Annotated in this window: 18 protein-coding genes; 14 read left to right on the top strand and 4 right to left on the bottom strand. The window is 59.0% G+C overall.

Features of this window, described 5'->3' with window-relative positions:
* The first annotated feature begins 409 nt into the window (after positions 1–409).
* From CLV97_RS14980 to CLV97_RS14940, 8 genes are all read left to right on the top strand, one after another.
* Positions 410–658, top strand: a complete 249-nt coding sequence (locus CLV97_RS14980; RefSeq protein ID WP_106346336.1) for an AbrB/MazE/SpoVT family DNA-binding domain-containing protein — start codon at positions 410–412, stop codon at positions 656–658.
* Between the two features lie 180 nt (positions 659–838).
* Positions 839–1,606 carry an enoyl-CoA hydratase-related protein gene (locus CLV97_RS14975; protein ID WP_106346335.1) on the top strand — a complete coding sequence of 256 codons (768 nt, stop codon included), beginning with the start codon at positions 839–841 and terminating at the stop codon, positions 1,604–1,606.
* Positions 1,607–1,620: 14 nt separating this feature from the next.
* The gene (locus CLV97_RS14970; RefSeq protein WP_106346334.1) at positions 1,621–2,406 is read left to right on the top strand and encodes an enoyl-CoA hydratase-related protein; all 786 of its coding nucleotides are present in this window, start codon (positions 1,621–1,623) and stop codon (positions 2,404–2,406) included.
* 331 nt (positions 2,407–2,737) lie between these two features.
* Entirely contained in the window at positions 2,738–3,799 is a 1,062-nt protein-coding gene (locus CLV97_RS14960; RefSeq protein ID WP_245891632.1) for a Leu/Phe/Val dehydrogenase, read from the top strand.
* A 28-nt stretch (positions 3,800–3,827) separates the two neighbouring features.
* Positions 3,828–4,934 carry a pyruvate dehydrogenase (acetyl-transferring) E1 component subunit alpha gene (gene pdhA, locus CLV97_RS14955; RefSeq protein ID WP_106346332.1) on the top strand — a complete coding sequence of 369 codons (1,107 nt, stop codon included), beginning with the start codon at positions 3,828–3,830 and terminating at the stop codon, positions 4,932–4,934.
* Positions 4,915–5,877: an alpha-ketoacid dehydrogenase subunit beta gene (locus CLV97_RS14950; protein ID WP_281257616.1), complete on the top strand. Its 963-nt coding sequence runs from the start codon at positions 4,915–4,917 to the stop codon at positions 5,875–5,877. Before pdhA ends, CLV97_RS14950 begins: the two co-directional genes overlap by 20 nt.
* A 121-nt stretch (positions 5,878–5,998) precedes the next feature.
* A complete protein-coding gene (locus CLV97_RS18810; protein ID WP_106346330.1) occupies positions 5,999–7,270 on the top strand; it encodes a dihydrolipoamide acetyltransferase family protein in 1,272 nt (423 codons plus the stop codon).
* 345 nt (positions 7,271–7,615) lie between these two features.
* Positions 7,616–8,425 (top strand): MBL fold metallo-hydrolase, encoded by an 810-nt coding sequence (locus CLV97_RS14940; RefSeq protein ID WP_146130518.1) that lies wholly within the window; start codon positions 7,616–7,618, stop codon positions 8,423–8,425.
* Between the two features lie 13 nt (positions 8,426–8,438).
* On the opposite strand, the gene CLV97_RS14935 is transcribed toward CLV97_RS14940, so the two are convergent.
* Positions 8,439–8,879: a TlpA family protein disulfide reductase gene (locus CLV97_RS14935; RefSeq protein ID WP_106346328.1), complete on the bottom strand. Its 441-nt coding sequence runs from the start codon at positions 8,877–8,879 to the stop codon at positions 8,439–8,441.
* 213 nt (positions 8,880–9,092) lie between these two features.
* Here CLV97_RS14935 and CLV97_RS14930 point away from each other — a divergent pair, with 213 nt between their 5' ends.
* Positions 9,093–9,653, top strand: coding sequence for a metal-dependent hydrolase (locus CLV97_RS14930; RefSeq protein WP_170070558.1), 561 nt, complete (start codon positions 9,093–9,095; stop codon positions 9,651–9,653).
* A 517-nt stretch (positions 9,654–10,170) separates the two neighbouring features.
* Here CLV97_RS14930 and CLV97_RS14920 read toward each other — a convergent pair.
* Entirely contained in the window at positions 10,171–11,031 is an 861-nt protein-coding gene (locus tag CLV97_RS14920; RefSeq protein ID WP_106346325.1) for a DMT family transporter, read from the bottom strand.
* Positions 11,032–11,185: 154 nt separating this feature from the next.
* Between CLV97_RS14920 and CLV97_RS14915 the strand changes: the two genes are divergently transcribed.
* The 3 genes from CLV97_RS14915 (at position 11,186) to CLV97_RS14905 (ending at position 13,429) form a co-directional block, all read left to right on the top strand.
* Positions 11,186–11,575, top strand: a complete 390-nt coding sequence (locus CLV97_RS14915) for a hypothetical protein (protein WP_146130517.1) — start codon at positions 11,186–11,188, stop codon at positions 11,573–11,575.
* Positions 11,576–11,812: 237 nt separating this feature from the next.
* Positions 11,813–12,397, top strand: a complete 585-nt coding sequence (locus CLV97_RS14910) for a DUF1802 family protein (protein ID WP_245891627.1) — start codon at positions 11,813–11,815, stop codon at positions 12,395–12,397.
* 48 nt (positions 12,398–12,445) lie between these two features.
* Positions 12,446–13,429, top strand: coding sequence for an NAD(P)H-quinone oxidoreductase (locus CLV97_RS14905; RefSeq protein WP_106346323.1), 984 nt, complete (start codon positions 12,446–12,448; stop codon positions 13,427–13,429).
* A gap of 70 nt (positions 13,430–13,499) precedes the next feature.
* Here the strand turns inward: CLV97_RS14905 and CLV97_RS14900 are convergent, their stop codons facing one another.
* Positions 13,500–14,693 (bottom strand): MFS transporter, encoded by a 1,194-nt coding sequence (locus CLV97_RS14900; RefSeq protein ID WP_245891625.1) that lies wholly within the window; start codon positions 14,691–14,693, stop codon positions 13,500–13,502.
* A gap of 344 nt (positions 14,694–15,037) precedes the next feature.
* On the opposite strand from CLV97_RS14900, the gene CLV97_RS14895 reads away from it, so the two are divergent.
* Entirely contained in the window at positions 15,038–16,447 is a 1,410-nt protein-coding gene (locus tag CLV97_RS14895) for an MDR family MFS transporter (protein ID WP_106346322.1), read from the top strand.
* A gap of 74 nt (positions 16,448–16,521) precedes the next feature.
* Here the strand turns inward: CLV97_RS14895 and CLV97_RS14890 are convergent, their stop codons facing one another.
* Positions 16,522–17,115 (bottom strand): TetR/AcrR family transcriptional regulator, encoded by a 594-nt coding sequence (locus CLV97_RS14890; RefSeq protein ID WP_106346321.1) that lies wholly within the window; start codon positions 17,113–17,115, stop codon positions 16,522–16,524.
* Between the two features lie 501 nt (positions 17,116–17,616).
* Between CLV97_RS14890 and CLV97_RS14880 the strand changes: the two genes are divergently transcribed.
* Positions 17,617–19,413 carry a M3 family oligoendopeptidase gene (locus CLV97_RS14880; RefSeq protein WP_106346319.1) on the top strand — a complete coding sequence of 599 codons (1,797 nt, stop codon included), beginning with the start codon at positions 17,617–17,619 and terminating at the stop codon, positions 19,411–19,413.
* The last annotated feature ends 212 nt before the right edge of the window (positions 19,414–19,625 follow it).

Genomic DNA, 19,625 nt, shown 5'->3' with positions numbered 1-19,625 from the left:
ACGCATGTTTTGGTTCCATCGCTTGTAGGGTGGTTGACAAGAATAGGGCAAGCCGCACCGACGAGGCAGAAGATGATGGTTCCAAATTCCACTCATGAAAGAAATATATCACAATGGAAATATTTCTGCAAAGAATATTTCCAGGGATTTTGTTGGTGTACAATCACCTATCATTGGACAGCTTGGCGGGGAACAGCAAAGGAGGGAGCGGCCGGTTTGTTTTCCGCGGACTTTTTTCCTGCCTTTTGAGAGGGACAATCAGGGGGGACCGGGGACGGACAATCGAGGTTAGCGATTGACCAAAAGGGGTGGGCGTCAAAGGAGAAGGATTCCTTCGGATCATCCCAGAAAAGAAAGATATTGGGCGGGGCAGGCTGCCCTCCCATACACGCCGGGAAAGGGGATGGTTATGAAAAGCATCGGTATCGTGCGCAAGGTGGATCATCTCGGTCGCATCGTGCTGCCCAAAGAGCTGCGCGATATGATGAATCTGCGACCTCACGACGGTGTGGAGATTTTTGTCGATGACAACGCGATCGTACTGAAGAAGTATAATCCCAGTTGTGTGTTCTGCGGAGCCGTGGAACATCTGCTCGACTTCCGCGGGAAAATCATTTGCGAGTCCTGTCTGGCGGAAACGCGACGGTACGTATTGTGAACGGTCGCCGGCCGCGAAAAGCCTTCATCGGGAAGGCTTTTTTTCTTTTACAGCGTTAAAGCGAATTCCTGACAGGAGAAAGAAGCCTCTGATAAAATAAAAATGAATATTGTTTCTGAAAAATGGTTTCTTTTTGTTATGTATAAATAAAAGCGCTTTCAAGACGAAAGGGGGAGTGGAATGTACGTCCGTGTGACTAGGCCGGAGGAGGGGATCGGGCGGATTCAACTCCATCGACCGGAGGTGCTCAACGCCCTCAATTTGCAGCTCATGGAGGAGTTGGTGTCGGCGCTGGAGTCGATGGATCGGGACGAGACGATCCGCTGCATCATCCTCACGGGGGATCGGAGGGCCTTCGCCGCCGGGGCGGATATCGACGAGATGAGTGATGCCACTGCGGTGGACATGCTTTTGAAGGACCAGTTCGCCACGTGGGATCGTATCCGTCACGTATCCAAGCCGATCATCGCCGCGGTCAGCGGTTACGCCCTCGGCGGAGGCTGCGAGCTGGCGATGGCCTGTGACCTGATCATCGCCTCCGAGACGGCCAAGTTCGGTCAACCGGAGATCAATATCGGGGTGATGCCCGGAGCAGGGGGAACCCAGCGCCTGACCCGCGCGGTGGGGAAAGCCCGCGCGATGGAAATGGTGCTGACGGGGAATCCGATCAGCGCGGAGGAGGCTCTTGAGGCGGGGCTGATCAACCGGGTGGTCCCCGAAGAGCTCCTGGAGGACGAAGCCCTCAAAATGGCCCGGGAAATCGCGGCCAAGCCGCCGGTAGCCGTCCGACTGGCCAAGAAATCGGTTTTGAAGGCGTTGGATACAACCCTTGAAACGGGACTCGCCTACGAGCAGATGCTCTTTTACCTCCTGTTTGCCACCGAGGATCAGCGCGAGGGAATGAAGGCCTTTTTGGAAAAGCGGAAACCCCGGTTTCGCGGCCGGTAGAGGAGGGATGAAGGATGGAGGAAACGATCCGCACCACCCGGGAGGACGGCGTGGCCGTCATCACGCTCAACCGGCCCCAGGTGTACAACGCCTTCAACAATCAGATGAGCAAGGAGCTGTTGAAAGCCCTGCGGGATGTGGCGCGGGATTCCGGCGTTCGCTGCGTCGTCCTGACCGGTGCGGGAAAGGCGTTTTGTTCAGGACAGGATCTGGGGGACCGGAGCGATCCCAACATCGAAAATTTTTCCCTGGGGGACAGCGTTCGCGGGCGGTATAATCCCCTGATCCGGGCGATCGCGGAGATGGAGAAGCCGGTGCTCGGAGCCATCAACGGGGTGGCCGCCGGTGCCGGATGCAGTCTCGCCCTGGCCTGCGACCTTCGAATCGTGTCCGATCGGGCGCGATTCATCGAAGCCTTCGTCCGGGTGGGCCTGGCCCCGGACAGCGGGTCCAGCTACTTTCTCCCGAAGCTCGTCGGATTGGGGCGGGCGATGGAGTTGGCCATCACCGGACGGGAAGTGTCCGCGCAGGAGGCGGTGCAGATCGGGCTGGCGAACCGCCTGGTGCCCCATGAACGGTTCCAGGAGGAAACTTTGGCCTGGGCGCGTCAGCTGGCCGAAGGGCCGACCCGCGCGATCGGCCTGATCAAGCGGTCCCTGTACAAGGGAGCCGATGCCGCCCTGAAAGAGGTGCTGGAATACGAAGCTTACATGCAGGAAATGGCGGGGCGCACCCGGGATTTCCGGGAAGGGGTCTCCGCCTTCATGGAGAAGAGACCGCCCCGGTTCCGGGGAGAGTGACCGGCCGGGCGGCGCGCGAGGATCGCCCGGGGGAAGGACGGCTCTCTCTGCCGGGTTTCCGGCGGGCGGGGGAGGCGGGAAATGAACCCTCTATCCTCGTTGGGCATATAGTTGAAGTTGACAATCGTTCGCGTTCGGATCACTGCCGGAGGGGCGTTCTCTTCCGGAACTGTCTTCAGGTGATGGACGGAAGCCGGATTTTCAATCATCCTGAGGAAACGGAATGATGGGTATGAAACAATTTAAAGCCGATTGGCCGGTGAAAGAAACGGTAATCCGACCGGTGGATCAAAGGGATTCCGAGGAAACCGCCGGTAAGGACGTCTTTGAAATGATGGATAAGTACGGGCACGAGCAGGTGATCTTTTGCCGTCATCGCGGGTCCGGGTTGAAGGCGATCATCGCCATCCACAACACCACGATGGGGCCCGCCCTCGGGGGATGCCGGATGGCACCCTACGGGTCCACGGATGAGGCGCTGGAGGATGTGCTTCGCCTTTCCCGGGGGATGACGTACAAGTGCGGGGCCGCCGATGTGGACTTCGGCGGAGGAAAAGCGGTGATCATCGGGGATCCGAAGCGGGACAAGAGTCCGGAGCTGTTCCGGGCGTTCGGCCGGTTTGTCGGGGGGTTGAACGGCCGATTCTACACCGGAACCGACATGGGGACCTCTCCGGAGGATTTTGTCCATGCCGCCCGGGAGTCCAAATGCTTCGTCGGCCTCCCCGAGAGTCACGGGGGGAGCGGGGATACATCCGTTCTGACCGCCCTTGGCGTGTTGCAGGGGATGAAGGCGACGGCCGTGGTGCTGTGGGGATCCGAAAGCCTGGCCGGCCGGACGGTGGCAGTCCAGGGAGCGGGGAAGGTGGGATCCCGGCTCGTCCGCCTGCTGGTGGAGGAAGGAGCCCGCTGCTTGGTCGCCGATGTGGACGGGGGGCGCGTCGACGCGCTGCGGGAGGAGTTTCCGGACGCGGTCGAGGCGGTGGATGTGGCGACGGTCCATGCCGTCAGCTGTGACATCTTTGCTCCCTGTGCGGGAGGCGGCGTCATCAACGACAAGACGGTCGAGGAACTGAAGTGTCGGGCCGTGGTCGGGTCTGCGAACAATCAGCTGGAGGACGACCGGCACGGCGATCGCCTGCACGAGCTGGGGATTTTGTACGCCCCGGACTATCTGGTGAACGCCGGCGGTCTGATTCAGGTGGCCGACGAATTGTCCGGATACAACGAGGAGCGCGTCATGGCCAAGACGCGGTCCATCTACGATATGCTTCTGAAGATTTACCGCCTGTCTCGGGAGCAGGACATTCCCACTTACCGAGCGGTGGACCGATTGGTGGCAAAACGGATGGAGCAGGTGGCCGATCTCCGGAGAATCTTTTTGGGGCTTTGACCAGGTCGGTGAGTGGGAGGGGATCGAGATGTTGCAACAGGTGGAAGAAAAACGGCTCAGCTTTTCGTGCATCCTTCCCGACGGCACGCTGACGGATGAAGGGCAGGCCGTGTGGAGAAGGATCGACGACGAGACAAAACGCCTGTTTTACCGATGGATGACGATGGTGCGCCTCTTCGACCGGCGCGCCGTCATCCTGCAGCGCCAGGGGAGAATCGGCACCTTCGCCCCCCTGGAGGGCCAGGAGGCGGCACAGGTGGGGAGCGCCATGGCACTGTCGAAGGAGGATTGGATCTTTCCCACGTACCGGGAGCACGGGGTCCAGATGGTCGTGGGAATGCCGCTGAACCTGATCCTGCTCTACTGGATGGGACGGGTCGAAGGCTGGAGGCCGCCGGATGGGCTTCGTCTCCTGCCGCCCTCCGTTCCCATCGCCACCCAGCTGCCCCACGCCGCGGGGGCGGCCTGGGCGTCCAAACTGAAAGGGGAGCGTTCCGTTGCCGTCGCCTATTTCGGCGACGGGGCCACCTCCGAGGGGGATTTCCACGAAGCGTGCAACTTTGCGGGAGTCTTCCGCCTGCCGGTCATCTTTTTCTGTCAGAACAACGGGTATGCGATCAGCGTGCCCTTCTCCCGCCAGTCGGCGACGCCCACCGTGGCGGAGAAGGCGGCGGCCTACGCGTTTCCGGGCATTCGCATCGACGGAAACGATGTGCTGGCGGTTTACGAGGCGATGGTTCGGGCGATCGAGCGGGCGAGAAGCGGCGAAGGGCCGACGCTGATCGAAGCCGTCACCTACCGCCACGGAGCCCACACCACCGCCGATGATCCCACCCGTTACCGAAGCGAAGAGGAGGCGCGCGAGTGGGTGGAACGGCGCGATCCCCTCAAGCGGTATCGCGCGCTGCTCCGGGCGGAGGGTCTTCTGACCGAAGATGAGGAGCGGGAATGGGAGGAAGAATGCCGCCGCCGGATCGACCGGGCGGTGAAGGAGGCGGAATCGGAAGAGGCGGCTCCGCCGACCCACATGTTTGACCATGTGTTTGCCACACCGGTGGAATCGCTCAGGCGACAGCGCAGTGAATGGGAGGGTGGTAGCGGTGCCGGAACGGACAATGGTTCAAGCCATCAATGACGCACTTTCCGTGGCTCTGGAAAAGGACCCGCGCGTGGTCGTCCTGGGTGAGGACGTGGGCAAAAACGGCGGAGTCTTCCGGGTGACGGAGGGCTTGTGGCACCGGTTCGGGGACGATCGGGTGATCGACACCCCCCTGTCCGAATCGGGCATTATCGGGACGGCGATCGGCCTGGCGGTGGGAGGCATGCTCCCGGTGGCGGAAATCCAGTTCATGGGATTCGTCTATCCCGCCTTCGAGCAGATCGTCAGTCACGCCGCGCGGTTTCGGACACGGAATCAAGGAACCTTTCCCCTTCCCCTCGTGATTCGTGCTCCCTACGGCGGGGGGATCCGCGCTCCGGAACTCCATTCCGATTCGACGGAGGCCCTGTTTGTGCACACCCCGGGTTTGAAGGTGGTGGCTCCTTCGACGCCCTACGATGCCAAGGGGCTGTTGCTGGCTTCCATCCAGGATCCCGATCCGGTCATCTTCCTGGAACCGATGAAGATCTACCGCACCCATCGTCAGGAGGTGCCCGAGGGATGGTACGAGGTTCCCATCGGGAAGGCCCGAAAGGTGCGGGAGGGGGAAGATGTGACGATATTGGCCTGGGGCGCGATGGTGCCGGTGGCCGAAAAGACGGCGGATGCCTGGGAGAAGGACGGGGTCAGCTGCGAAGTGATCGACCTGCGTTCCCTGTATCCCATCGACGAGGATGCGATCATTGAGTCCGTGAAGAAGACCGGCCGCGCGGTGATCGTCCACGAGGCTCCCAGGACGGCCGGGTTGGGCGCGGAACTGACGGCATTGATCAACGAGCGGGCATTCCTCTGGTTGGAGGCGCCCGTTGCCCGGGTGACGGGATACGATGTTCCGGTTCCGTACTTTGCCCTGGAGGATGCCTTCCGTCCCGACGTGCGCCGGGTTTCCGAGGCGGTGCGGCAAGTGATCACCTTTTGATGCGGCGGTGCCCCCGGAAACTTCCGGTTCGGTGGACAAGCCAAAGGATCGATGATTCGACGTCTATTATCGGGAGCATATAGATGGACCAACATCGTTTTTTCGGAAGGGAGGGCATTCTGTGGCCGTTGATTTCAAACTCCCCGATGTGGGAGAAGGGATGGCCGAGGCGGAGGTGGTCCGCTGGCTCGTTCGGGTTGGAGATCGGGTGGAATTGGATCAGCCGGTCGTGGAGATGCAGACGGACAAGGCGGTTGTGGAGCTTCCGGCTCCCGCCGCCGGACGGGTGACGGAGATCCGCTGGCGGGAAGGGGACACGGTGCCCGTCGGCGAGGTGCTGTTGGTGATCGCCGATGAGTCGGGGGAGAAAGGGAAGGAGGAGACGGAGAAGGGCGTACGGACGGAAGCGAACCAAAAGGCTTCCGGTGCCGCTTCGTCCGCTTCGACCTTCACCCGTCGCAGGCGGGTTCCGGCGGCTCCTTCCACCCGTCGGCTCGCCCGGGAGCTGGGGGTGGACATTACCCAAATCAAGGGGACGGGTTCCCAGGGGAGGGTGACGGACGAGGACGTGCGCCGGGCGGCGGCAGCCCTTCAGGAACCGGCGGCGGCTTCTTTGAGGGAGCCCGTCTCCAAGCCGGCGCAACAGGTCGCCGTGTCGGCCGTTTCAACCGAAGCGCCGGCCGATCTTCCCTACCGGGAGGAACCCCTTACTCGAACCCGGCGGGTAATCGCTGACCGGCTGCTCTTCTCGGTGACCCGCAAGCCGCACGCCACCCACTTTGATGAACTCAAGGCGGACGGATTGGTCGAATGGATCCAAAGACGGCGCAGGGAACAGGAATCCTCCGGCCCAAGGATCTCCTTTTTGCCGGTCCTGCTGAAGATGATCGCCGTCACCCTGCGGAATCATCCGGCTTTCAACGCCCATTTTGACGAGGACAGACAGACCGTGCGAACGTATCAATCGGTCGCCCTCGGCATTGCGGCGGACACCCCCCGGGGGTTGCTCGTTCCGGTGATCGCCGAGGTGGAAAAGAAGAGCGTGGAACAGATCGCCGGGGAGCTGGCGGGGTTGACCGAAGCCGCCCGGAACGGAACGATCCCGCCGGAGAGGCTCAAGGGAAGCACCTTTACCGTCAGCAATGCGGGGGCTCTCGGGAGTGGACGATGGGCCACCCCGATCATCAATCCCCCGGAGGTGGCGATTCTCGCCCTGCATCCCGTGGAGCAGCGGCCGGTGGTCCGGGACGGAGAGCTGTCTGTCGGTTGGGTAATGAACGTGTCCCTTTCCTTCGATCACCGGGTGCTGGACGGCGCCGACGCCATTCGATTCACCCAAACCCTGGCCCGCTATGTGGCCGATCCGGGCAGGTTGCTGACGGAGCTGGTTTGAGGGGGCTTTTGACCGGCAAGCGTCGGAAGGGCGCATGTGCGGAGGAAGGATCCCATACCCGCGGGGAGGGGATGCCAGCTTTTGCATCAATTGAAGCGGCAAACTTTCCCTGCGAAAGATCGAAGGCGGCCCGGCGGGTTGCAGGGTTACGATTTTTCAATCGTCCGGGCGAAATATCGCATTAAGGCTCCGAGGCTTTGAGTTGTGCATCTCACCCCGCTTGACAAAGCGGGGTTTCTTCTTTGTTTTCAGGACGCGCGGACCTTGCATGGAAGTTACGGGTTGAGCTTCAACCGGAACCCCGATAAAATAGTGAATGAACATTCAATCAATGCGGTGATCGAGATGCCGAGAGTTCAGGTTGAAACCCGCGTGATCGACGATGTTCACGCGTTCAAGGGACAATACAAACGATACGGGTATCCCGCCCGGTTTTGCCTGTATTATGTGGACGGTCTTCTGATCGATACGGGGCCGCCCCACGCCCGGCGGGCGGTTTGCGAATGGCTGGAAGACAAAGCCCTCGACCGGATCGTCCTGACCCATTTTCACGAAGATCATTCGGGCAATGCGCGGGAGATTTCCCGACGTCACGGTGCTCCCGTCCTGATGGGCGAGGAGACGGCCGGAATTCTCTCCGATCCGCCCCGGCTTCCCCTGTATCGGAGAGCGGTCTGGGGGCAGATGGATGCGGTGTCCGGCCGGAAGCTCCCCGGCTTGTTGGAAACGGCGGGTCACCGGTTTCGGGTCGTCCCCACGCCCGGTCATGCCGCCGACCATGTCGCGCTTATTGAAGAGGAGAAGGGGTGGCTGTTTGCCGGCGATCTCTTCCTCAGCAACCGCTTGATTTACGGTATGCGCGGGGAATCGGTGCCGCAGCTGATCGATTCCCTCCGGCGGGTTTTGGAGTATCCCGTGCACATTCTCTTCTGCGGTCACTCCGGGGTGGTTCCCGACGGCCGGTCCGCACTTGAAAAGAAACTCCGCTTTCTGGAGTGGTTGCGGGAAGAGACATACCACCTCGCGGACCGGGGCTTCACCCCCCGGGAGATCAGCCGCCGCCTCCTCGCCGGCGGGAAGAGGATGGAGTGGCTGACGCTGGGAGAGTTTTCCTCGGTGCATCTGATCCGGTCGATCATGGAAGGAAGGGGATGACCAGATCCCCTTTTTACTTTTGGGTCTGCGAATTCAACAGCCGGTCGATCTCCTGGAGGATCGTCACGAGCGGCACGGTTTCGTCGTAGATCCCGGCCAGGTTTCCCTCCCGGTCGATCAGAACGGAGGCGGGGACGGAGGGGATCCCGTAGGCGTCGTAGGTTTTCCGACCGTCGTCCTTCAATACGGGAAAGGTGTATCCCGCCTTTTCCAGGAAAGCCGAAACCCTGGCGGGGTCCGGCTCCCGGCCCGTCACGTTGATGGTGAAAAAGGCGAAGTCGGGGTGGTTGATCGAACGGTGCAGCACTTCCTTGTTGGGCAGATCCGCCTGGCAGGCCGCACACCAGGTGACCCAGAATGAGAGGAGAACCACTTTTCCCCGGTGGTCGCGCAAGCAGACCCTTTTCCGGTCGTCCCAGGTGGGCAGGCAGAATTCCGGCGCTCGTCGGGCCATGGCATCGGCCTCCTTTCCCTTGATCTCACGATTCTAGCACACTCCATTTGTCTTCCGCAAAGGCGGCCAACCGGTCATCGAGTGAGGTGTCCGCACCTTGGTGTTTTGACGGAAAATTGCTCTGCTCAGATATTGCCGCGGACGAAAAAAACCCGATGCTGTCTTCCGATGAAAGGGTATTTAATAGGAAAAAGAGAGCAAGGAGGTTGCAAGGTGAACGGCGGGACCCATGCGGCGCTGGGATTTGCTTCGGGCGTGGCGGCCCTTTCCGTGCAGGATGCGGAAATCTACGAGGGGTTCGTGGTGCTGTCCGCCATCTTTGCCTCGTTGATGCCGGACCTCGATGAGGAAAACAGCATGATTTACGGGTACACCATGGGGAAGGTATCGCCGAACATGCGCCGCACCCTGGTCGGCGGGCTCGGAGCGGTGTGCATGCTTCTTGCCTTCTTCTTTTCCGGGCCGTTTTTTATGGCGGGGGTCTTTTTCCTGGCCATTCCCTTTTCGGGCCACCGAAGGTTTACCCATTCCCTGCTCGCCCTCGCGATCGTCACCTACATCGCGAAGTCCATCCATCCGGATTTCATGGTACCCGTCATGCTGGGGTATTTGAGCCATCTGCTCGCTGATTCGCTGACCGTCTCCGGAGTTCCCTGGCTGTGGCCCATCACCAAGTCTTTTCGATTCGCCAAACTGAAGACCGGAGGAGTTCCCGATTACCTGATCGGTTACATCGCCCTCTTCTACGCCCTGATCGAGTGGTACCGGATGTGACGCCGCCGACCGGCGGAAGGGGGGGACCGGTCCATTGAAGGGGATTCGGCGTTATGTGCGGTAAAGCGCTCATTTCCACGGAAATGAGCGCTTTTTTATATGATGTGGAAAACGCTTTTAACCCTCGCCGCGTTTTGATATACTTACCATGATATTGAGAATCATTATCAATCAACCCGATATGAGGTTAATCCCGACGGCTCACCTCAAACCGGTCCGGCGAAATACGGGGATGTGCCTGGACGGTCTCTTCATTCGGCTTCGGGACATGGAAGCGGTGTGGAGTCGGAAACCCGAAGGATCCCACCGGCACCCATGTCCTGTTTGCACCGATACCCGGCGAAGATGTCCGGCTGTTGTCCTGCAGTCACCGCCCTCGCCTGGTCGGCCGGGTCGCCCTGTTCGACCTGCATCCGGGCCCGGGATACCGGGCCGCATTGCACGCTTCCCGCCTTCGGATCCGCCAGTTGGAAGGCAGGAGCTTCTCAGGTTGCGATGTAAGACGGGGAGGAAGAGCTCAGATCCGCACCAGCACCAGTCCGGCGAAGAGCAGAATCAGGGAGAGGGTCTGAAGCCGGGAGAGGCGTTCCCGGTAGAAGAGGATGGAGAAAACGGCCACCACCAGGCTGTTGGTGGCGAAGAGGGGAGCGACGATGCTGGCGGGGCCGTCGATCAGGGCAACGGCGTACAGCTGCATCCCCACAAAGGAGAAAATCCCGGCCAGGGCGCCCCACCCCAGTCCGGTGATCGCGGACCGGCGGTCTTCCGCAAGGGTCCCGCGGATCCTGCGAAGCAGATCCTCCGCCAGAAACCAGATCAGGCCCAGCAGATATCCGTAGAACAGGACGAGGGTTCCCGACAGCGCCATTTCCTCGGTCACCTTGAGGCCGCCGTTGCGAAGGGTGAACAGGAGGGTGGCCGCGAAGACGAGGAAATACCACCGGATGTTCTTGATCTTCAGCTCCTCATCGGGATCGAAGGGAATCAGCGAGACCGCGAGGATGAGGAGAATCACTCCGGCGGTCTCCGTCCCGGACAGGCGTTCCCCGTAGACGAGCATGGAAAAGAGAATGATCACGAGAATGTTGGTGTTGACGAGGGGAGAGGTGAGGCTGGCCGGACCCTGGTCGAGGGCCTTCATGAACAGCAGGTTTCCCGCGGCGGAGCCCAGGCCGATGACGAATCCGGCGAGGAGCAGCGGGAGATCGGCGCGCAGGGTTTCCGTCTGCATGGCCCACCAGAAAAAACCCAAGGTGCCCGTCAAGTAGAGCCCCAGGAGAGTGTGGAGCGTCGAGCCGTGCCGGGCCGAACTCACCTTCATCAGAAAGCCGGACATGCCGAAGATGACGGCGCTGAGAATCGCCCAGAGGAACCACATGGTGATTCTATCCTTTCAGCCAGATCTCAAGAAGTGTACAAGCACCAAAATATCATACGGAAAGCGGGTTGAAAAGCCCCTGCTGCGTCGGGACGGCGTCCTCCGGCGCCCCTTTCCGGAAGGCTTGGACAAGCACACAAAGAAGGGGATTCCCATGCGGTCGGTTTTAGAAGCGTTTTGCTTTCTCTGGATGGTGCTGATCGTCCTGTTTTACAACGTGTCGGGACTCTTTCTGTTCCGGACCCGGTTCAAGGAAAAGGTGCTTGTGGCCGTGAAGATCATGTTCTACATTCTGATGGCGATGGTCATCTTCCTCATATACTCGTCGGAGGCGTTCGCGGAAATCGGGGATGTTTTGTTCTGGACATCGGTCTGTCTCACCTTTTCGCTCTACACCTTTGTCCTCCCGATCGGGGATGGGTGTCCGTCCACGTCACACCTTTGGGAGGAGAGCAAAGGATTCGGGAAGCCGATTTTCATCGCCAGCGTGGCTTTTATGATCGGTTTTCTGCTGATTTGCGGTCTCCCGGCTTCCCCTCAATGACCGTTTTCCAGTGCCCGGCTCTTGCGGGGGAAGCGGCCGACAGGCTTTCCCCGCAGGGCGACGCGGGTCCGATTCGTGGTACAATAGACCTGTCAGGCGGCGGGTTCTGAACGTCCCGGGAAAAGATCCGCTCCCGTGAGTTAACAGTTGCCCGCCGGAAGGGATTGCGGCAAAAGGTCGCCTGCTCAGAACGATTTTTGGCGACTACGAGCACATTTATGAGGGAGGCTTTGCAAAGTGGCGCAATTGGTGCGGCTGAAGATCCCGATCGCCCTGAAGGAGTGGGCGGCGGCGGTCCGGGCCCTGGGTGAAGGAAGGCAGATTCTCGTGATGCGCAAAGGAGGCATCCACGAGGAAACCCGTCAGTTTCAGGTGGAGAGCGACACCTTTTATCTGTTTCCGAACGCCTATCATCAGAAAAAGGAATTGATCAAGCCCGCCTTCCACTCTTATGTGGAAGAGGAGCTGACCGGCTCGGCGGAGCAGGAATCGGTCGCCATCCGGTATGTGGCGCGGTTGGCGGAGGATGTGGAAGTGATGGACGAGGCGGAACTGGCTCGGCTTTCACCCTTCCACATCTGGACGGACAATTTTGCCTTTGAGCGGCTCAAGTGGAAGAAGAAGCAGCCGCTTCACGTTTTGCTGCTCCGCATTTTCCGCCTTTCCGCCCCGATCGAAATTCCGATGAGCTCCGATTATCTGGGCTGCAGATCCTGGATCCGCCTGCCCGATGACCTGCCGCAGCGGGAGATGGAGCCGGTGTTGTCCGATGCGGCCTTTGAAGAGGAACGGAGGCGGATCAAAGACGCGTTGAAAGGATGAGTGCCGCCCAGGAGGCGGCCTTTCAAAAGTCGGGAAGGAGGGAGTCCGGTGAAGGCGATCATTGTCCGGGAGCCGGGGGGCGCTGAACAATTGACGATGGGGGAGGCTCCCACCCCCGAACCGACGGAGGAGGAGTTGTTGGTCCGGGTGAAGGCCACCGCCCTCAACCGGGCCGATATCCTGCAGCGGGAGGGGAAGTACCCGCCCCCGCCCGGTGCCAGCCCGCTGTTGGGTTTGGAGATGGCCGGCGTGGTGGAACGGGTGGGGAGCCGTTGCGCCGGCTGGAAGGAAGGGGACCGGGTCTTCGGACTCCTCCCGGGCGGCGGATATGGAGAGTACTGCGTGATTCCCGGGAAGATGGCGATGCCGATCCCGGAAAATCTCTCCTTTGAAGAGGCGGCGGCGGTGCCGGAGGTGTTCCTGACCGCTTATCAGGCCCTGTTTTGGCTGGGATCTCTCAAAAGGGAGCAGCGGGTGCTGATTCACGCCGGTGCCAGCGGGGTGGGAACGGCGGCGATCCAGTTGGTCCGGGAAGCGGGGGCGGAGCCCCTGGTGACCGCCGGTTCCCCGGAAAAGCTGGCGGCCTGTCGGGAACTGGGAGCGGCAGAGGCCTTTTCCTACCGGGAAGGTCCCTTTGCCCCCCGGGTGAAGGAAGCGACCGGAGGCCGCGGCGTGGACCTGATCCTCGATTTTGTCGGAGGCCCGTATTGGGAGCAAAACGTGGAATGCCTTACAACGGACGGCCGGCTGATCCTGATCAGCACCCTGGGCGGGCCCAAGGTGGAGAAGGTGAATCTTCTCGCCCTGATCAGCAAGCGGATCCAGGTGACCGGCACCACCCTGCGCGCCCGCAGCGTCGATTACAAGATCCGGCTGACGGAGGATTTCGCCCGTTTCGCCCTGCCCCGTTTCCGGGACGGACGGTTGAAGCCGGTGATCGACAGGGTTTTTCCCTGGGAGTCGGTGCGGGAAGCCCATCTCCGGATGGAAGAGAACCGAAACATCGGCAAGATCGTGTTAAGGGTCGACTGACGACTGAAGGTTGCGGCCTGAAGCCGCTTCCGCCTGTTGGCGGAAGCGGCTTTTCCGTTTTCTCGGGGCTTCAGCGTGAAGTGGCCGGTTTTTCCTTGAAAAACAGGAGGGTGATCGTTCCCAGCACCGGACCGGCGGCCAGGGTGAGAAACCCGAAGAAAAAGTTCCGGGTGGCGTCGATCACCGTGCCGACAACCACCGGTGAGACGAGGGAACCCAACTGCCAGATCGTGTTGACCAAACCGGTTGCGGTTCCCACCAAATCCCTGTCGACCGCTTCACCGACGGCGGTGTTCATGATCGGGCTGTAGATGTAGGAGGCGATGCCCAGCAGGATCGCCAGAGGATAGATCAGGGGCGCGCTCTGATTCGTGCCGAAGGCGATCAAAATCGGCCCGAAAAGACCGAGCAGAAGGATGAGAAGCGCTTTGTGCCTTCCGCCGATCCAATCCGACAAAATGCCGATCAGCGGTTTGCACAGGATGGAGGCGATCCCGAACAGGGACATGACATATCCCGCCTCGACCAGGGAAAGGTGCAGCCCCTGATTCAGGTAGGAATTGGCCCAGGTGGCCGTTCCCCAGGTGGCCCACATGGCGAAAAAACCGGCCAGGCCCAGGAGCAGGAAGTTGCGGTTGGACAGCAGCCTTTTCAGGTCCTGAAGGAAGGGACGTCTCACCCGGTTTCCTTCGGTTTTCGGCGTTCGCTCCTTCAAAAGGAAGAGGGCGATGCAAAAACCGACGAGGGGAAAGAGACCGGCCGTGTAGAAGGCCGTGTGCCACCCGAAGCGGTGGGAAACGGAGGGGACGAAGAGATTGACCACCGTCACTCCCAGCGAAGAGGCGGTCATGAAAAATCCCATCGCCGTTGCGCGGGAGTTTTGCCGGAACCAGTCGAAGATGGCCCGGACGCCGGCGGAAAACACGGCCCCCGATCCCATGCCGGCAAGGATCCTGAGCAGGAACCCGGAGGCGTAATGTTCAACCGAGCCCATCGCCGCGGTGAAGGTCCCCATCACCAGAAAGGAGATCAGCAGCACCCTTCGGTAGCCGAATCGATCGGTCAGATAGCCGCCGGGCAGCTGCGTCATTACGTATCCGATATAAAAGGCGGTCATATAACCGCCGGCTTGCGCCGCCGAAATGTTGAGATCCCTGGAAGCGAGGGGAATGATCGGAGGCCATGTGAGGCGGTCCACAAAGGAGAGCAAAAAGGCGCTCCAAACAACAAAAAGCACCCCGAAGGGCATCCAATGTTTGCGCACGGACTGATCCTCCCTTTTTCCTGTTCTTCCGGAACAGCCCTTTGGCAGACCGGTTTTTGATCCTCCCTCTACTCTAACGGATTTGAAGAGAATTCGACAGGGATTGGATGGAAAATCCTTTTTTACAGCCGACGGATACATGCTTCCTTCCAAACGGGCAACAATGGAGGGCGAAGCATTTTTTCATAGGGGGGTACGGAAATTCGCAAGGCACTCAGGGGTCGAGGAATGGAATAAGTCGCCTTGAGGGGAAATTCACGGAAAAATTAAGGTACATATTGAACCTTATTGTGAAAAAGCGTATACTAATTAAAGTACAAAGTGTACCTTAAGGGAGTGGGTATATGAAAGAAAAATTGCCAAGAGGAATGGTCGGCATCCTGCTGATCTTGGTGTTTGGGGCACTTCCCCCCATGCTGGACACCACGATTGTCAATATCGCGGTGAACGACCTGGCAGAGATGTTTTCGGCTGGTTTTGCCGTCACACAATGGGTGGTAACCGGATATACGCTCGCCTTGGGAATTGCGGTCCCGTTCTCCGGATGGCTGATGAAAAGATATGATGGCAAGAAGGTGTTTATGGGCGCGCTGAGCCTGTTTTTGGCCGGTTCACTGCTTTGCGGCCTTGCATGGAATATGCCGAGTTTAATTGCCTTCCGCGTGTTGCAGGGGTTTGCTTCCGGTCTCCTGATTCCAACGGTAACCGCATTGGCTGTGCAGGTTGCAGGTAATGATTACCTCGGCCGTGCCATGTCCGTCGTTGGGATACCGGTCGTCTTTGCCCCGATTATCGGTCCGGTCGTCGGAGGACTGATCCTGCAATATTTGTCCTGGCACTGGCTGTTTTTTGTCAACCTTCCTTTCGGAGCAGTCGCACTCATGATGATGCAATGGAAACTGCCCCGATTTGAGGCGCTGGAAAAATCCGCAAAACTGGACTGGCTCGGCATTTTGCTGTTGGCGCTGATATCGGGAATGTATATCTTCGGCGTGACGGAAATCAGGACAGAGGGGGCCGGTGCACTCGGCATTTTCGCGTTTGTAGCCGGTACCGCCTCCCTGATCATGTACTTGCTTTATGCGGGGAAAAAGAAGGATTTGGCGTTGATTCCGCTGGATCTGTTCAAATCGAAAAATTTCAGCGCATCGTTTCTTTCTCTGTTTTTGGCGGGATTTGCCACCAACGGACCGATGCTTCTTTTTCCGTTGTTTTTTCAGAATGTGCTCGGCCTGAACGTCATCACGTCGGCGCTTTGGCTGATACCACAAGGACTGGGGATGCTGGTGACACGGCCACTCATCGGCAGAATGACGGACAAATTGGGAGCCCGGTTCGTCGTGCTGCCCTCGATTGTCATCACCATCATCGGCACGCTTCCCTTTGCCTTTTTTGATTTCGGGACAGACCAATGGATGGTATGGCTTGTCCTGTTCATACGGGGTATGGGCGTCGGAGGTTTTACAATCGCCGTAATGAGCGATGCCTATGTAGGGGTTCAAAAACCGCTCGTCCCGGCCGCCAGCGTTGCCACCCGAATCATCCAAAACGTGGGTGCTGCCTTTGGCTCCGCAATTCTGGCGACGGTTGTGAGCAACGCCCTGAACGGGCAGGAAAGCGCGGTAAGCGATGCCGGCGCTTATCACGCAGGATTCATTACCAGCTTGATTTTCATGGTGATCAGCATTCTGCCCGCTCTGTTTTTGACCAACAGGATGAGGATGGACGACAGGGAAGTTAAAACAGAACCATAAACGCACGTACCGGAGAAATTGATGGAAGCCGTTGCCTCTTTGCAAAGGCTGCCCCGTTTGAAGACACAATATAGTTATGCCCGAAAAACCGGAAGCAATATTTCATCAACCAGCATCTCAAGCCGGTTTTTGTCAATATCATCTTTGCGCAGGAAATTTTCCACGCGGATCAAGTCAAAGGGCAGGGTCAGCGTCGCATCGCTGACCTCTTTTATCTTTTCACCCCTGGCTTTGGCGAACCCAAGCAGTTTCCGCATGGTCAGGATATTTTTCGTTATAGCCTCCTCTTTCAACTCGTTCATTTTTTTGTTGTCCTGCCCCATTTCAAATAAAATCGCGTTCATGATTTCCGGCCCGACCTCTGTGAATATTTTTTGGTAGAGCGTCATCAGCTGCAACAAGTCGCTGCGCAGGCTCCCTGTGTCTTCAATCAGGTCGATCAATTCACCTCCCAGCGCTTTCCCGGTTTTGTACAGCAAAATTTCATAAAGCAGATCGAATTTGCTTTTCCAGCGGCGGTATATGACGGTGCGGCTCGTTTTTGCAGCCTGAGCGATTTGTTGAAATGTGAGATTGGTATAGCCCGCCTTTTTGATCGTCTCAATCGTGGCGTTATAAATGCTTTCGCTCAAGGCGTCTCCACGTCTGCGCTTGCCTGATTCCTTCATTTCTTACCCCACCCATCCGGAAAGCGTCAATGAAGTTTTTCAAGATGATACCCGATGCGAGTTCTAAAACATTATAACATTTGTTTTGAGGCAGCCGCCGCGTCCGGGACCTTCGGGGGCGGAGCCGCCATGTTCCAGGCGGTCACTCGGGTTCGGGAAAGGATTCAGGTTTTCCGAAGTTCCGGATTTCAGGGGATGGTTGCAAACTTCCCAAGGAGCCCGGTTGTACGCGTGATATCTTTCTCCGCTATGGAGAGGGGGGCTTTTTTGTTCAGAAGGGAATGGCGACCTCCGCCAAGAAAGGGGCCGCTTCGTAGCGGAACGGTGGGGAGGGAGGCCGCTTTTTTTCGAGAGCAACAGGACAAACGGGGAGGGTTATCGAACTTTCCTTTCATGTGGATTCGGTCAAGGAAATAAGATTTGGTGTAAGGGCCTGATCCGTGGCGTTTCCCTTGATCCGATCCGTTATCGAAGCCATCTCGTTGATGAAGGAGGGTCCAAATGGCGGCAAAATACGCAATCAACTGGGATCTGGACGTCTTTTTTCCCGGCGGGAGCCGCTCCCCGGAATTTCGCCGGTTCGTCGAGGAGCTGACCCGGGATGTCGGAAATCTGGAGAAGAAGATCAAGGATTTGGATTCCGCCGGGCGGGAAGAGCGGCCAAGGGATTGGAGCAAGTTGATCGGCGATGTGCAGGAGCTGGGCAAGCGGCTCCGACAGGCGGGAGCCTTCGTGAGTTGCCTTGCGGCCCAGAATGTCAAGGATGAACAGGCCAAACTGCTGCGGGGGCGACTGACCCAGCTTTACGCCTCTTACGGGGCCGCGATGACCCAGCTGGAACGGTGCATCCTGGAGGTGCCCGATGCGGAGTGGCAGGAGCTGATCAATCACCCGGAGATTCAACCGGTCGCCTTTTCCCTGGAGGAACGCCGCCGGCGCTCCGCTGAACAGTTGCCACCGGAACAGGAAATCCTGGTGGGCGATCTGGCGGTGGATGGTTACCATGCCTGGGGCGAGCTGTACAATACCGTAGTGGGGCGGATCACCATCCCCTTTGAGGAGGATGGAGAAGTCAAACAGCTTTCCGTCGGGCAGGCGCGGAACAAATTCTCCAGTCCGGACCGGAAGGTGCGGGAAAAGGTTTTTGAGCGGTGGCAAAAAGCCTGGGGAGAGCATGCCGAGCTCTTCGCTTCCGCTCTCAATCATCTCGGCGGATTCCGACTCAATTTGTACCGTCACCGCGGATGGGATTCGGTCCTGAAGGAACCCCTGGACAACAACCGGATGACTCAGGAGACCCTGGAGACGATGTGGGGGGTGATCGACCGGAACAAGGAGCGGCTGATCCCCTATTTCGAGCGGAAGGCGAAGCTCCTCGGCCTGGATGTTCTCCGCTGGCGCGACCTGGATGCCCCGATCCCCGGCGGAGAGAGGTCGGTCAGTTACGATGAGGCGGCCGATTTCATCATTGAGCAGTTCGGTCACTTCGATCCGAACCTCGCCGATTTCGCCCGGACAGCCTTTGAAAACCGGTGGATCGAAGCGGAGGACCGTCCCAACAAGCGCCCGGGCGGATTCTGTACGGCTTTTCCGGTGAGCGGCCAGTCACGGATTTTTATGACCTTCGGGGGAACCACCGGCAACATTTCCACCCTGGCCCATGAGCTGGGGCACGCCTACCATCAGCAGGTGATCGGGGATTTGCCCTACTGGTCCCAACTGTATCCGTTAAACCTGGCCGAAACCGCCTCCACCTTTGCGGAGATGATCGTCACCGACGCGGCGATCCGACATGCCTCCTCCGACGCGGAACGCCTCGGCCTGCTGGAGGAGAAGCTGCAACGGGCTGCGGCCTTTTTTATGGATATTCGTGCCCGCTTCCTGTTTGAGACCCGCTTTTACGATGAGAGGAAAGAGGGACCCGTCAGCGTCGACCGGTTGGGCGAGCTGATGGTGGCCGCGCAAAGGGAGGCTTTCGCCGACGCCTTGGGGGATTACGATTCCACCTTCTGGGCCTCCAAGCTGCACTTTTACATTACCGGCCAACCCTTTTACAACTTCCCTTACACCTTCGGCTTCTTGTTCAGCGCCGGCATTTACGCGCGGGCGCAGAAGGAAGGGGCGTCCTTTGCCAAGAAATATGCGGACCTGCTACGGGATACCGGGCGCATGAACGTGGAGGATTTGGCCGCCCACCATCTCGGCGTCGACCTGAGGCGCCCGGAATTCTGGCAGAGCGCGGTGGACGAGGTTCTTTCCGACGTGGAGCTGTTTTTGCGCCTGTCGGAGAAGGGATGATCTCCAGGGGATATCCTGGTGTGGAAACAAAGACCCGGTATGGGCCGGGTCGAGATTGATGACAAACCCCCTGGCTCTTTTCGCAAGAAAAGCGCCAGGGGTTGCATGTTTATGGGAAATAAACAGATAAAGGAAATTAGATTTGGTAAATTAGGCGGATCACAAAGCCTTTTCCTCTCTTCGAGAGGAGCAAGGCCATTTTTTTGATGTTT

The sequence above is a fragment of the Planifilum fimeticola genome (assembly GCF_003001905.1).
Lineage (GTDB): Bacteria > Bacillota > Bacilli > Thermoactinomycetales > DSM-44946 > Planifilum > Planifilum fimeticola.
This window is presented reverse-complemented; position numbering and strand designations above follow the sequence as displayed.

Bases quoted from the DNA above. Each gene is read 5' to 3' on its own strand.
- CLV97_RS14980 (WP_106346336.1), top strand. From the start codon at position 410: ATGAAAAGCATCGGTATCGTGCGCAAGGTGGATCATCTCGGTCGCATC.
- CLV97_RS14975 (WP_106346335.1), top strand. From the start codon at position 839: ATGTACGTCCGTGTGACTAGGCCGGAGGAGGGGATCGGGCGGATTCAA.
- CLV97_RS14970 (WP_106346334.1), top strand. From the start codon at position 1,621: ATGGAGGAAACGATCCGCACCACCCGGGAGGACGGCGTGGCCGTCATC.
- CLV97_RS14960 (WP_245891632.1), top strand. From the start codon at position 2,738: ATGATGGATAAGTACGGGCACGAGCAGGTGATCTTTTGCCGTCATCGC.
- pdhA (WP_106346332.1), top strand. From the start codon at position 3,828: ATGTTGCAACAGGTGGAAGAAAAACGGCTCAGCTTTTCGTGCATCCTT.
- CLV97_RS14950 (WP_281257616.1), top strand. From the start codon at position 4,915: ATGGTTCAAGCCATCAATGACGCACTTTCCGTGGCTCTGGAAAAGGAC.
- CLV97_RS14940 (WP_146130518.1), top strand. From the start codon at position 7,616: ATGCCGAGAGTTCAGGTTGAAACCCGCGTGATCGACGATGTTCACGCG.
- CLV97_RS14935 (WP_106346328.1), bottom strand. From the start codon at position 8,879: ATGGCCCGACGAGCGCCGGAATTCTGCCTGCCCACCTGGGACGACCGG.
- CLV97_RS14920 (WP_106346325.1), bottom strand. From the start codon at position 11,031: ATGTGGTTCCTCTGGGCGATTCTCAGCGCCGTCATCTTCGGCATGTCC.
- CLV97_RS14915 (WP_146130517.1), top strand. From the start codon at position 11,186: ATGCGGTCGGTTTTAGAAGCGTTTTGCTTTCTCTGGATGGTGCTGATC.
- CLV97_RS14895 (WP_106346322.1), top strand. From the start codon at position 15,038: ATGAAAGAAAAATTGCCAAGAGGAATGGTCGGCATCCTGCTGATCTTG.
- CLV97_RS14890 (WP_106346321.1), bottom strand. From the start codon at position 17,115: ATGAAGGAATCAGGCAAGCGCAGACGTGGAGACGCCTTGAGCGAAAGC.
- CLV97_RS14880 (WP_106346319.1), top strand. From the start codon at position 17,617: ATGGCGGCAAAATACGCAATCAACTGGGATCTGGACGTCTTTTTTCCC.